The sequence below is a fragment of the Moritella viscosa genome, from assembly GCF_900120065.1.
GTDB classification, from domain to species: Bacteria; Pseudomonadota; Gammaproteobacteria; order Enterobacterales; family Moritellaceae; genus Moritella; species Moritella viscosa.
This window is the reverse complement of the sequence record NZ_FPLG01000089.1, coordinates 1-12,223: the sequence shown is the minus strand read 5'-3', so window position 1 is coordinate 12,223 and position 12,223 is coordinate 1. Positions and strand designations below refer to the sequence as shown.

The following is a 12,223-nucleotide window of genomic DNA, read 5'->3' as shown; positions in this document are numbered from 1 at the left end:
GGCATCGCCAAGCGCCAATTACTATTTATTTAGGCCTAGTCTAAATCGATATTGTTTAAGACGTAGTCTTAGACAAGAGCAGATGATTCGTAAGACTCGAAAAATTTGTTTGGTGACCATAGTGTTGCGGTACCACCTGATCCCATTCCGAACTCAGTAGTGAAACGTAATAACGCCGATGGTAGTGTGGGGTTTCCCCATGTGAGAGTAGGGCATCGCCAAGCGCCAAATTAGATTTAAGACACTGTCTTGAACGAAAAAAGCCGATATCATTGATATCGGCTTTTTTTATATCTGTTAATTATTAACAGCTAAAGCTAAGTGCAGTGTCTTGCTCTGTGAAACCTTGATGAATTAAAAAAGCAGATAATTCAGCTGTAACTTGTGTTGTTTTAATTACCGTTACGCTTTTTAACTGCAGAGACTTAGCATGCTTGATTGCTTGTTGTACTAGGTATTTACCTACACCACGTTGTTGAGTTATATCTCTTACTACCATGCAGCTTAAGAATAAAGTGCTAGTATCATGTTGCATGATTAAACCACCAATGTGGCGATCATTAAATTTAGCAACAAACAGAGTTTGGCTGTCATCTTGAAGCAGTTTATCGAAAGTTTTTTGAATCTCAGCTTCGTCATGCTGAAATGGTCGATACAATTTTGTTATATCAATAAGTAACTGTGGAGTTGAGTCTGTTACTGTAAATGCTGATAATCTCATGCTGTTCCCTTTTTTAGATACATGCTGATATTACGCTATTATCATTCGTTATTTAAGGTTTGTTTTATGCAATGCAGAATGAATTGTGGGGCGTGCTGTGAAGCGCCAAGTATCACTAGCTATATTCCTGGTATGCCTGATGGTAAGCCTGCTGGTGTACGATGTGTGAATCTGTCGGTTGATCATTTATGTCTCATCTTTACAGACCCTAAACGCCCTGCGTTATGTGATACATTTAAAGCCTGTAATGATGTATGTGGTGAAAACCGAGATGAGGCTTTGTTCTTAATTACAGATTTGGAAATACAAACTGCAAGCTAAAATGTTAATGTTTTAGCCATGATCGTGGATTAACGGCTTTACCCTTGTGACGGATCTCGAAGTAAACCCCAGACTCTAACTGACCTCCACTACGGCCTGCCAACGAGATTACATCGCCTTTGCGTACTTTCTCTCCGGTCACTTTGAGTAATGTTTGGTTATGACCATATAGGCTCATATATCCTTGGCCGTGATCAATAATCGCTACCATACCGAATCCACGTAGCCAATCTGCAAATACTATCTTACCTGCGCTAACTGCTTTTACTTTACTACCTTCATTTGCGCTGATGACCAATCCACGCCAGCTGACATTATTAAATCGCTTGCTGTTAAAGTTGTGCAGTACTTTACCTTTTATCGGCCAGTCTAATTTACCTTTATATTGTTTCAATCCTGATAATGATATTTGCGCACTTTGTTGTTTTTTTAATAATGCGATTTGTTGCTTTTTTCGTAATAACGCAATCTGTTGTTCTAATTTTTGTGCTGAAATACCTAGTTCTGTTCGTGTTTTTTTCTGCTTGTTAATACTGTAAGCTATATTTCTATTGCTTTTCTTCTGCTGTAATTTTTGCTGTGCTAATTGCTTGGATTTTTGTTGTTGTGAGGTTTGGATGACAAGTAATTGCTGTTTTATTTCTTCTTGTTCTACTTCATTTTTTTCAATTTTATCTAAGGTATCATTAAATTCAGCAATTGATTGTGCTCGAGCTTCATGAAGGTGTTGATAATAAACTAATGAACGTTCAATCTCACTGCTGTTTTGCTGATTTAAAAGCAGTTTAAGGTAATCGTTATCACCACTTAAATAAGCTGTTTCAATTTGTGCTGAGAGAATGTGTTGTTGTTTCTTTTTACTTTTTAATAGTGCTTTTTCTTGTGTGATTAGATCGCTAAGATCTTTTTCAATATTCCGGATTAAAGATTTGGTATTACTCAATTGTGCTGCGACTTTACTAATGGCACGGTCGGTACTTTGTGTTTGTTTAGATAAATCGTTTAAATAACGATTTTGTTTTTTGATTGATGCGTCTTGCGCTTTGATCTGGCTACGAAGTTGATTCAATTCGGACTGATTATTGGCTGCATAAGCGTTTAATGATAGTAATATCAGCAGGCCTATAACGCTATAGGCCATGCTGTTTTTTAAAAATGTCATAACGTAATCCTTTCCCCGTAGGGAAATGATTATTTCAGATTCATCAGGTTCTTACCAGTCATTTCCGCTGGAATTTCTTGACCAAGTAAAGTCAAGATGGTTGGAGCTAAATCAGATAGGCGACCTGTCTCTGCTGGCTCGGCATCACGACCAAAATAAATCAATGGTACAGGTAAGTTAGTATGTGCAGTATGGATACCACCCGTTTCTGGATTGATCATCATTTCAGCATTGCCGTGGTCGGCTGTGATCAAGCATTCACCACCCACTTTTTCTAATGCTTTAACCACACGACCAATTGATTGATCAACTGCTTCACATGCTTTTACTGCCGCATCAAATACACCTGTATGGCCAACCATATCTCCATTCGGATAGTTACAAATAATGACATCGTATTTTTCACTCTCAATTGCGGATACTAACTTGTCAGTGAGCATTTCTGAATTCATCTCAGGTTGTAAGTCGTAAGTTGCTACTTGTGGTGATGGGATTAATTCACGATCTTCACCTGTGAAAGCGTCTTCAACGCCACCATTAAAAAAGAAGGTCACGTGGGCATATTTTTCTGTTTCAGAAATACGTAATTGCGTTTTATTTTGTTGTTCAAGTACTGAACCTAAGGTATTAACTAACTTATCGGAAGGGAATGCGATGCTGGTATCAATGTTTGCTGCATATTCAGTTAGCATAACAAAATCAGCAAGTTTCGGAGTTACACTACGCTCGAAACCGGAGAAGTCGGTGTCGACAAATGCACGGGTAATTTCACGTGCACGATCAGCACGGAAATTCATAAAAATGACGGCATCTCCATCATTAATTGGTGCTGCTTCGCCAATGACTGTCGCTTTTACGAACTCATCATTTTCATCACGTGCATAAGCGGCTTCAAGGCCAGCTAGTGCCGTCTCTGCTTTATATTGGCTTTTAGCTTGCGTAAATAACTCATAGGCTTCTTTAACGCGATCCCAACGATTATCTCGGTCCATCGCAAAATAGCGGCCGATTAATGTAGCTGTTCTACCTACCCCAACTTCAGCAAATTTAGCATCACATTTTTCTAATGTACCTTGTGCGCTACGTGGTGGTGTATCACGGCCATCTAAGAATGCGTGTAGATAAATTTTTGTTGCCCCTTGCTTTGCTGCAAGTTCGATCATGGCTAGGATCTGATCGTCGTGACTATGTACGCCACCTGGAGACGCTAAGCCTAGAATGTGCACGGCCTTATCATTTGCAACCGCGGTATCAACGGCTTTAACAAGTGCTGGATTTTGATAAAATTCACCATCGCCGATCGCTTTGTCGATTTTAGTTAAATTTTGATAAACGATACGACCAGCACCAATATTGACATGACCAACTTCTGAATTACCCATTTGACCATCTGGTAGACCCACATCTAAGCCTGAACTTGAAATTAACATGCTTGGGGATTCTTGCCAAAGTTTATCTAAAATAGGTGTTTTTGCACTGGCAACTGCATTATTTTCATGATCAAGACGGTGGCCCCAGCCATCCATGATGATAAGCGCAATTGTTTTCTTAGCTTTAGACATGAGTTTACCTCTCGGTTATTAAATTTAAATATAGGAATATTACTACACTTTCCGGGGTTAAATTGGCTCTTATTTATGATCCAGGTAGAATATTGAAGATATTTAATGATTAATATCGGTAATATAACTACATTTTTAACTGTTTCATATTGCGAGACGTTAGCTTAATTATAGAAAATGGGTGATTTTTTTATGTTTCGATTATTCATCGCGCTTGTGAGGAATTTATATATTGAGCTGCTTTTATTTCCTGTCACATGTATACTCCGTTGAGAATAATCCTTTATTATTAAATCTTAGAGTCATAATCACATGCAAGAATATATTGAATTTGCTTCGAATAATCCAGCCTTATCTCTCGCTTGGGTCGCTATCGCTGGTTTCCTTATTTATTCATTTGGCTCGAGCGCCATGTCTAAAGTTAAGTCGGTAAACAATCATGAAGCGACTGCTTTAATGAATAAAGAAAATGCGATTGTTGTTGATGTACGTGCTGCAGAAAACTATCGTAAGTCACATATTTTAAACGCAATTAACGTTCCTGCTGCTGATATTGAAGCAAATAAGCTATCAATGATTGAAAAATATAAAAACACCCCAATCATCGTTATGTGTGATACAGGAATGAGTTCAGGCCGCGCTGCGAATCGTCTAGCGAAAATGGACTTTACTACTGTTTATAATTTATCTGGTGGTATGGCAAGTTGGCAAGAAGCAAACTTACCGACTGTTAAGAAATAACAGTTACCAATCGGATTGCTAAAAATTAATTAGTCAGTTTGAATCTATAAAATATTGGAATTTACTTATGTCAGAATCAGCAAGCCAACAAGAATTTAATATCCAACGCGTTTACATTAAAGACGTGTCTTTTGAATGCCCTAACTCTCCAGCGATTTTTCAACAAGAATGGAAACCTGAAGTTAAATTAGATCTCGATACTCGTAGTTCTAAACTTGGTGACGGCGTATTTGAAGTTGTATTATCACTTACCGTGACAGCTAAAGATGGCGACACAGTGGCTTTCTTATGTGAAGTTCAACAAGCAGGTATCTTTACTGTTGGTGAATTAAGCGAAGGTCAATTAGCACATTGTCTAGGTGCTTTCTGCCCAAATATCTTATTCCCATATGCACGTGAAACAATTGCTAGTTTAGTGAGCCGTGGTTCTTTCCCACAGCTTAACCTTGCGCCAGTTAACTTCGATGCACTGTTTGCGTCTTATGTTCAACAAGCGCAACAAGCAGCTGAAGCTCCTGCAGAGCAAAAACTGGACTCGTAAATGATGGCGACTGATACAGCCTTGATTACAGTACTCGGTGCTGGCTCTTATGGTACTTCATTGGCGATGTCATTAGCACGTAATGGTAACAAAACCGTATTGTGGGGTCATAATCCACTGCACGTTGCCGAACTTGCTAAAGTACGCAGTAATGAAGCGTACTTACCGGGTATCGCTTTTCCTGATGCTTTGGTATTGGAGGCGGATCTTGAGAAAGCTGTTGCCGCAAGCAGAGATATTCTGATTGTGGTACCGAGTCATGTTTTTGGTGATGTATTAACGCTGATTAAACCATTTTTGCGTGACGACTCTCGTATATCTTGGGCAACGAAAGGGCTGGAAGCTGAAACAGGACGTCTGTTACAAGATGTTGCGACTGACATTCTCGGTACGCATTATCCTTTAGCTGTACTTTCTGGACCTACATTTGCGAAAGAGCTAGCAGCGGGTTTGCCTACTGCGATAAGCGTGTCATCGACAGACCCACAGTTTGCAGATGATATTTCACATTTGCTGCATTGCGGTCGTAGTTTACGTACTTATACCAATAATGATTTTATTGGTGTACAACTTGGCGGCGCGGTGAAAAACGTGATTGCTATTGGTGCCGGTTTATCTGATGGACTTGGTTTTGGTGCGAATGCACGAACTGCTTTAATTACACGTGGTTTGACAGAGTTATGTCGTCTTGGTGAAGCATTAGGTGCAGAAAAAAATACCTTTATGGGTATGTCTTGCTTGGGTGATTTGGTACTAACCTGTACTGATAACCAAAGTCGCAATCGTCGTTTTGGTCTTGCACTGGGTGCAGGTAAAGGCGTTGATGAAGCACAAGCTGAGATTGGTCAAGTTGTTGAAGGCTATCGCAATACCAAAGAGGTTTATTTGTTATCTGCTCGTCTTGGCGTTGAAATGCCAATTACGGAGCAAATATATCAAGTGTTATATGAGAATAAGCCTCCAAAAGAAGCGGCTTTAGCACTATTAGCACGAGATAAAAAAGGCGAATAATCAGTTGTTAATTAAAAAAGTGACGGTCAAGACCGTCACTTTTTATTTATTGTGTTATTTAGTTTTAACTGTACTTTATTGATAAAAGCTTAGTAGTAAGAGTGCTCACCGGCTTGGTGTTCTGTTGCATCTTTAACAGCCGTTAGTTCTTCTGGGAACAATTCTAGTAATTGTTTTTCTATCCCTTCTTTTAACGTAAAGTCTACTTGGCTACAACCATTACAACCACCACCAAATTGTAAGATAGCAATGCCATCATCAGTGATTTCAGTCAATACCACGTTACCACCATGTCCTGCAAGTTGTGGGTTAACTTCAGTTTGGATTACATAGTCAACGCGTTCTGCAAGTGGTGCATCATCTGCAACAGCTCTTATTTTTGCGTTGGGCGCTTTAAGTGTTAATTGAGAGCCCATTTTATCCGTTACAAAATCGATATAAGCATCGGTTAGGAATGGTTTGCTCATGTCATCAATTAATGCATCAAAACCACTGTATGGTAATACAATATCAGAACTTTCAATTGCTTCAGGTGGACAATATGATACGCCACATTCTGCATTTGCTGTGCCTGGATTAACGACGAATACGCGAATGTTAGTGCCGTCTTTTTGATTGCTAAGTAATTTTACAAAATGAGTTTGTGCCGCTTCAGTAATTGTTATCATGGTGCCCTCTTTGTCATACCTGACTAATTTACTCTGTCTTTAATTGTAACGCTATTTAAGATGATAAACCACTAATCCGCTAATGTTCTAGCAATACACCATATATCGATACGTTCTACCCCTGCTGTAAATAAAGCCTGGCAAGCTGCTTTCATTGTTTCACCCGTGGTTACTACATCATCAATAATGGCAATATGCTTAGTGGTAATAGGTTGGGTGACTTGAAATGCATTGTGCATATTGTTGCTACGTTCAGCGGCTGTTTGTTGGGCTTGTGCTTTAGTGTTTTTAGCGCGAATAAATTCTTTTTCTGAAATTAGCGGTATTTGCAGCTGTTTTGCAAGGTCTTGAGCAAGTAGCTGGGCTTGGTTATAACCTCGTTTTACTAGGCGTTTTTTATGTAAAGGGATAGATACTAAAGCCTCAGGTAAACTGTAATTATGTTGGATGATGTTGTTACTGACGCTGCGACTCAACAGCTGTGAAAACAACAAGTGTAGTTGTGGTTGTTGCGAAAATTTGTATTGTTTAATTAAGTATTGGCATTCTAAAGTATAAATCATACAGGTAATTAACCTTTGCCAAGTCGGTTCTTGGTTTATGCACTCATGACATAGACCTTGTTGATATGTAGTTAGTGGATGTGCACAACGATAGCAGCTTAATGCCGATAAATAGGGTAATTCCTGCTGACATAATAAACACAGAAAAGGTTGTAGATTATCGATGGGCATATCACATAAGTAACAACGAGGTTGTAATAGTGTCATGCTGAGTTTGCGGATCATGGCTATATCTACTCGTTTGATTAGTATATCCTCATAGCTAAATAATTCGTCAAGTGTAGGGTAATATGCCAAAAGTCTTCGCCACAAAAATTAAAAGTGTAAGTCGTAACACAGAGTTACATGTCGATATTGTCGGTGACGGCCCAGACTTAGTGTTATTACATGGTTGGGGATTAAATAGTGCGTGTTGGCAATCTATTGTTCCGTTACTATCAGCGCACTATCGATTACATTTAGTTGATCTACCTGGTTTTGGTTTTAGTCATGATAGTCATGTTGCAAGTCAGTCGCTGGCTGATATTACTGATGCATTAGTTAAAGTGGTACCTGACAATGCAGTTTGGTTGGGGTGGTCGTTAGGTGGGCTTTGTGCTACCCATTTTGCGCTAGCACACCCCCTGCGAGTTTCTGTATTGGTTACCGTCGCCAGTTCACCTAAATTTATGGCTACATCACAAATGGATGAATCAGCTGCTTGGCCTGGCATTGCTGAAAAAGTATTAGCGCAATTCCAACAACAGTTAAAACAAAATTTATCACAAACTATTAATCGTTTTTTAGCCATTCAAGCGATGGGCAGTGAAACGGCTAAACAAGACATTAAACAATTAAAGTCTTTATTAGCTGCGCGTCCACAACCGCATGAACAAGCATTAAGTAACGGTTTACGATTATTAGAGACTGTGGATTTACGCGCACAGTTAGCTTCATTATCAATGCCATTTTATCGTTGTTATGGTCGGTTAGATTCACTGGTACCACAAGCGACTGTCGCATGGATAGATAGTTATCTACCGCAATCACCGAGCATTATATTTAAAGCTTCTTCTCATGCGCCTTTTATTTCAGAACCGACACTTTTTGTTAATAAACTGGAGGCATTTATTAACAATTCGTTATAAACTCAATTAGCAGTCACTCATGTTATTATTTTTGATGTGCTGCTGAGCCGTTATTTATGATAATGAGGGAAAGATATGTTCATACAGTTACACGTTACGATTAGTTATCTGCATTGTATGAATATTGCGAAGGGGAACGCTAGTATATGGTATTAGTTATCCCCCCTCCTACGGGCATTCCCAATGCGTTAAATCCAACCACAGCTGCGGTTGAGCGTGATGCCGAAAAGCGTGAGATCACGCCTGCGGTCACACCAGATAGTGCATCAGCTTCAACAAGTGACAGCACCACAGACAAAGACCTTATTAATTATAACCCGAAGAAAAATGATCCTGACAGCAAGAAAAAACAAGCCCGAGATCCATCGGGATTGACGCTAGATGATGACGAGGACGTGGTGCTCGAGCATGTTACTCGCGAAGATGAAACGCCAGTGGATAATGCTTCAAGTATCGTATTGTCGATTGATATGGCGGATCCCCCTGAAACGATTATTGCTGAAGTTTTGTTGTTACGACAGGCGATCTTAGCTAAATCAGCGCTCATGGTTGGCGATCGTCAACAACTTGCCGAAATAAATCACATTATAAAAACGGCGTTGGCTGATCTATTACGGTTAAAGCAACTTGATGAAGTGAAAGTGCTAGCGGCACAACTGCCCGATGTAACAGGTGTATTAAAAGGTGAAAATGTGCATTCTCACGTTGTCGCATTAGATGATCTTTTCGGTTCTTCTTTTGATGACGACATGGACGTAGCAACGGGGTCTGTATCGGCAAAATCCAAATTAGCAGGCGCTGTTGTTGGATATTTTTATGGTGAAAATATAGAGCCTAAACCACCATCTCAGATCGATCAGCAAGAATAATCTTATATTTATTGTGAGATTATAGGTAACTTTCAGTGTGCTTTGCTAGTATGGGTTTTATAACCATACTAATAACGAGGATGTCATGTCAGAGCAACGGATACAGCAAGCAATACAATTAATTGATGAAATAAATCAGTGTGATCCAGTCAGTGAAACTGTAGATGGAATAGCACAGCCAAAAGAATGGTTATACGGTGTGCGCATGAGTGAGTGTTTGGCTGAGTTTATGCCTGAAGCATCTACTGCATTACAGATCGCTGCACGTGCACAACATATTAAGCGTTGGAGTATTCCGCGTAGTGAGCATCCACTTGGGCGGGAAGGTTACAATCAATGGCGTCAGTCATTAGGCCGTTTACACGCCGAAGAAGCAATGGCAATTGCAGAAAAGGTAGGTTGTGCTCAAGATGAAGTTCAGTCTATTGGTCGCATGCTACGCAAAGAAAAATTAAAACGAGATCCACAAGTACAAGCGCTAGAAGATGTTATTTGTTTAGTCTTTTTAAAATATTATTTTACTGCATTTTCAGAAAAGCACACACCCGAAAAGTTGATTGTTATTGTGCAAAAGACTTGGGCTAAAATGTCTGAAAAAGGCCATGAAGCGGCACTAAAATTACCGTTTACACTTGATCAACAAGCTTTATTGGCTAAAGCGCTCGGTTAATATTTTTCGCTAGATTTAATACTGCAAATTCACTGCTGCTTACTGAGTTGCAGTGAATAATTCTTACTGCCCGGTTCGTTTGATTCTTCTTTGTCTTTAATACGATAATTGAACATGCTAAAACCCATTGTTATACCTGTTTAGTGTTAGTTTTAATCACTATTTTAATCGTCCTCTTATTTATTATTATCTGCTAATTAAATACTTTATATCTATAATCTCTCTGGTATATTGAGTTTAGCAATTACATTCGGCTAATTGGATGATTTAGGGAGTTAAATTTAATGCAAATGGAAATAATCTCGGCAGCGGTGATGCTATTTTTGATCATGGATCCGTTAGGTAATTTACCGATATTTTTGTCTATTTTAAAACATATAGATAAGAAACGTCGACGTGCTGTCATGATACGAGAATTATTAATTGCACTGTTTGTGATGCTGTTATTCTTATTCTTAGGTGAAAGGATCCTTGGTTTTTTAAGTCTAAAACAAGAAGCGGTGAGTATCGCCGGTGGTATTATCCTGTTCTTGATCGCAATTAAGATGATCTTCCCGACTGAAGGTGGGTTAACGGGCCTCGCCGCAGGTGAAGAGCCGTTTATTGTGCCAATGGCGATCCCGTTATTAGCGGGACCCTCAATCCTTGCTGCGTTGTTATTATTAGCCCATCAAGACCCTGATAAAATGTTTGAATGGTCTGCTGCTTTACTTATTGCTTGGGGGCTAAGTGCCTTTATTTTAATGTTCTATGAAGGGTTTAATCGTATTCTCGGCGAGAAAGGGTTGGCTGCAGTTGAGCGACTGATGGGAATGTTATTGGTGATGATATCGGTACAGATGTTACTGGATGGTATCGCTGATTATCTTGCGAAAGTAAGCTAATCGATCACTATCGCTGTGACATTATTGTAAACAAAAGTTTGCATTATTGTTTGCAATACGTCGTTGCAATGGTAAATTAATCTATCTTAATACCTAAGTAAGCTTAACAGATAGTTTATAACGTAGGACAAAGGCAGTGTCACTTAGGTACACTGCTTCTGATTACTGGTTCTCACAATATGACAAGGAAAATGAATGAGCATTACCTCTTTTTACCCACCACAACGTACTTTGATGGGACCTGGTCCTTCAGATGTTTATCCGAACGTATTACAAGCATTAAGTCGTCCAACCGTTGGTCATCTTGACCCGACATTTGTAAAAATGATGGATGAAGTAAAAGAATTGCTGCAGTATGCATTTCAAACCAAGAATCCTTGTACTATGGCGGTTTCTGCTCCTGGTTCTGCAGGTATGGAAACTTGCTTTGTGAATTTGATTGAGCCTGGTGACAAAGTCATTGTATGTATCAATGGTGTGTTTGGTGGCCGCATGGCTGAAAACGTAACACGCTCTGGTGGCGTACTGGTTAAAGTAGAAGATGAATGGGGCAAACCTGTTGATCCAGAAAAACTTGAAGCGGCGTTAAAAGCCCACCCCGATGCTAAAATCGTCGCATTTGTACATGCTGAAACATCAACAGGTGTTCTTTCTGATGCCAAGACTCTTTGTGCACTAGCAAGACAACACGGTTGCTTGTCGATTGTTGATGCGGTGACGTCACTCGGTGGCGTGCCATTGTATGTAGATGATTGGGGCATTGATGCAATTTATTCTGGTACTCAGAAGTGCTTATCTTGTGTTCCGGGTATCTCTCCGGTGAGCTTCAGCCCTGCAGCCGTAGAAAGAATTCAAAACCGTACTGTGCCAGTGCAAAGTTGGTTCTTAGATCAAACACTCGTGATGAGCTATTGGTCAGGTGAAGGTAAACGTACTTATCACCATACTGCGCCAGTAAATACTTTATATGCATTACATGAATCATTAGTGCAATTACAAACTGAAGGCCTAGAGAACGCATGGGAACGTCATGCAAAGCAACACTTAGCATTACGTGCTGGTTTAGAGAAAATGGGCATTGAGTTTATTGTTGATGAAGCATGTCGTTTACCACAGCTAAATACGGTCGTGATTCCTGAGGGGGTTGATGATGCAGCTGTACGTAACCAATTATTACAAACCTATAACCTTGAAATTGGTGCCGGTCTGGGCGCATTCGCAGGTAAAGCATGGCGTATTGGTCTAATGGGTTATGCGGCGCGTGCTGAAAATGTTGCATTGTGTTTACGTGCGTTAGAAGAAACCTTAAATTAAAAGTATGTTAAATTAGGTTGATTTAGTTCATCCAACTCATCGTATTACCACGAAAAAGCCACATTCTAT

Annotated in this window: 14 protein-coding genes and 1 rRNA gene; 10 read left to right on the top strand and 5 right to left on the bottom strand. The window is 39.7% G+C overall.

Annotated elements, in window-relative coordinates:
• Window positions 1-108 precede the first annotated feature (108 nt).
• Window positions 109-224, top strand: a 5S ribosomal RNA gene (gene rrf / locus BT797_RS12920).
• Window positions 225-304: 80 nt separating this feature from the next.
• On the opposite strand, the gene BT797_RS12915 is transcribed toward rrf, so the two are convergent.
• Window positions 305-721: an acetyl-CoA sensor PanZ family protein gene (locus tag BT797_RS12915; protein WP_045112201.1), complete on the bottom strand. Its 417-nt coding sequence runs from the start codon at window positions 719-721 to the stop codon at window positions 305-307.
• Between the two features lie 66 nt (window positions 722-787).
• Between BT797_RS12915 and BT797_RS12910 the strand changes: the two genes are divergently transcribed.
• Window positions 788-1,042: a YkgJ family cysteine cluster protein gene (locus BT797_RS12910; RefSeq protein WP_045112200.1), complete on the top strand. Its 255-nt coding sequence runs from the start codon at window positions 788-790 to the stop codon at window positions 1,040-1,042.
• Window positions 1,043-1,046: 4 nt separating this feature from the next.
• Here BT797_RS12910 and BT797_RS12905 read toward each other — a convergent pair whose 3' ends face one another.
• Window positions 1,047-2,204, bottom strand: coding sequence for a murein hydrolase activator EnvC family protein (locus tag BT797_RS12905; protein WP_075472317.1), 1,158 nt, complete (start codon window positions 2,202-2,204; stop codon window positions 1,047-1,049).
• Window positions 2,205-2,233: 29 nt separating this feature from the next.
• On the bottom strand, window positions 2,234-3,766 hold the full coding sequence (gpmM, locus tag BT797_RS12900; protein WP_075472315.1) for a 2,3-bisphosphoglycerate-independent phosphoglycerate mutase: 1,533 nt from the start codon (window positions 3,764-3,766) through the stop codon (window positions 2,234-2,236).
• Between the two features lie 312 nt (window positions 3,767-4,078).
• Here gpmM and BT797_RS12895 point away from each other — a divergent pair, with 312 nt between their 5' ends.
• The 3 genes from BT797_RS12895 (at window position 4,079) to gpsA (ending at window position 6,059) form a co-directional block, all read left to right on the top strand.
• Window positions 4,079-4,507, top strand: a complete 429-nt coding sequence (locus BT797_RS12895; protein WP_045112197.1) for a rhodanese-like domain-containing protein — start codon at window positions 4,079-4,081, stop codon at window positions 4,505-4,507.
• Between the two features lie 67 nt (window positions 4,508-4,574).
• The gene (secB, locus tag BT797_RS12890; protein ID WP_045112196.1) at window positions 4,575-5,048 is read left to right on the top strand and encodes a protein-export chaperone SecB; all 474 of its coding nucleotides are present in this window, start codon (window positions 4,575-4,577) and stop codon (window positions 5,046-5,048) included.
• Window positions 5,049-5,051: 3 nt separating this feature from the next.
• Complete coding sequence (gpsA, locus tag BT797_RS12885; protein ID WP_075472321.1) at window positions 5,052-6,059, top strand: NAD(P)H-dependent glycerol-3-phosphate dehydrogenase; 1,008 nt, start codon at window positions 5,052-5,054, stop codon at window positions 6,057-6,059.
• A gap of 89 nt (window positions 6,060-6,148) precedes the next feature.
• Here the strand turns inward: gpsA and nfuA are convergent, their stop codons facing one another.
• Both nfuA and BT797_RS12875 read right to left on the bottom strand, forming a co-directional pair.
• A complete protein-coding gene (gene nfuA, locus BT797_RS12880) occupies window positions 6,149-6,727 on the bottom strand; it encodes a Fe-S biogenesis protein NfuA (protein WP_045112195.1) in 579 nt (192 codons plus the stop codon).
• A 71-nt stretch (window positions 6,728-6,798) separates the two neighbouring features.
• Window positions 6,799-7,515, bottom strand: coding sequence for a ComF family protein (locus BT797_RS12875; RefSeq protein ID WP_075472319.1), 717 nt, complete (start codon window positions 7,513-7,515; stop codon window positions 6,799-6,801).
• A 65-nt stretch (window positions 7,516-7,580) separates the two neighbouring features.
• Between BT797_RS12875 and bioH the strand changes: the two genes are divergently transcribed.
• The 5 genes from bioH (at window position 7,581) to BT797_RS12850 (ending at window position 12,154) form a co-directional block, all read left to right on the top strand.
• Entirely contained in the window at window positions 7,581-8,417 is an 837-nt protein-coding gene (bioH, locus tag BT797_RS12870; protein WP_075472313.1) for a pimeloyl-ACP methyl ester esterase BioH, read from the top strand.
• Between the two features lie 146 nt (window positions 8,418-8,563).
• Window positions 8,564-9,286 carry a DEAD/DEAH box helicase family protein gene (locus BT797_RS12865; RefSeq protein ID WP_045112193.1) on the top strand — a complete coding sequence of 241 codons (723 nt, stop codon included), beginning with the start codon at window positions 8,564-8,566 and terminating at the stop codon, window positions 9,284-9,286.
• Window positions 9,287-9,371: 85 nt separating this feature from the next.
• Window positions 9,372-9,956 carry a DUF4202 domain-containing protein gene (locus tag BT797_RS12860; protein ID WP_045112192.1) on the top strand — a complete coding sequence of 195 codons (585 nt, stop codon included), beginning with the start codon at window positions 9,372-9,374 and terminating at the stop codon, window positions 9,954-9,956.
• Between the two features lie 290 nt (window positions 9,957-10,246).
• Window positions 10,247-10,840 carry a YhgN family NAAT transporter gene (locus tag BT797_RS12855; RefSeq protein WP_139291677.1) on the top strand — a complete coding sequence of 198 codons (594 nt, stop codon included), beginning with the start codon at window positions 10,247-10,249 and terminating at the stop codon, window positions 10,838-10,840.
• A gap of 195 nt (window positions 10,841-11,035) precedes the next feature.
• Window positions 11,036-12,154, top strand: coding sequence for a pyridoxal-phosphate-dependent aminotransferase family protein (locus tag BT797_RS12850; protein WP_045112190.1), 1,119 nt, complete (start codon window positions 11,036-11,038; stop codon window positions 12,152-12,154).
• Window positions 12,155-12,223: the final 69 nt, after the last annotated feature.

Coding starts and splice junctions, on each gene's coding strand:
- BT797_RS12875 (WP_075472319.1), bottom strand. CDS start 7,515: ATGATCCGCAAACTCAGCATGACACTATTACAACCTCGTTGTTACTTA.
- BT797_RS12855 (WP_139291677.1), top strand. CDS start 10,247: ATGGAAATAATCTCGGCAGCGGTGATGCTATTTTTGATCATGGATCCG.
- BT797_RS12895 (WP_045112197.1), top strand. CDS start 4,079: ATGCAAGAATATATTGAATTTGCTTCGAATAATCCAGCCTTATCTCTC.
- nfuA (WP_045112195.1), bottom strand. CDS start 6,727: ATGATAACAATTACTGAAGCGGCACAAACTCATTTTGTAAAATTACTT.
- BT797_RS12905 (WP_075472317.1), bottom strand. CDS start 2,204: ATGACATTTTTAAAAAACAGCATGGCCTATAGCGTTATAGGCCTGCTG.
- BT797_RS12865 (WP_045112193.1), top strand. CDS start 8,564: ATGGTATTAGTTATCCCCCCTCCTACGGGCATTCCCAATGCGTTAAAT.
- gpmM (WP_075472315.1), bottom strand. CDS start 3,766: ATGTCTAAAGCTAAGAAAACAATTGCGCTTATCATCATGGATGGCTGG.
- BT797_RS12915 (WP_045112201.1), bottom strand. CDS start 721: ATGAGATTATCAGCATTTACAGTAACAGACTCAACTCCACAGTTACTT.
- BT797_RS12860 (WP_045112192.1), top strand. CDS start 9,372: ATGTCAGAGCAACGGATACAGCAAGCAATACAATTAATTGATGAAATA.
- gpsA (WP_075472321.1), top strand. CDS start 5,052: ATGGCGACTGATACAGCCTTGATTACAGTACTCGGTGCTGGCTCTTAT.
- BT797_RS12850 (WP_045112190.1), top strand. CDS start 11,036: ATGAGCATTACCTCTTTTTACCCACCACAACGTACTTTGATGGGACCT.
- secB (WP_045112196.1), top strand. CDS start 4,575: ATGTCAGAATCAGCAAGCCAACAAGAATTTAATATCCAACGCGTTTAC.
- BT797_RS12910 (WP_045112200.1), top strand. CDS start 788: ATGCAATGCAGAATGAATTGTGGGGCGTGCTGTGAAGCGCCAAGTATC.
- bioH (WP_075472313.1), top strand. CDS start 7,581: ATGCCAAAAGTCTTCGCCACAAAAATTAAAAGTGTAAGTCGTAACACA.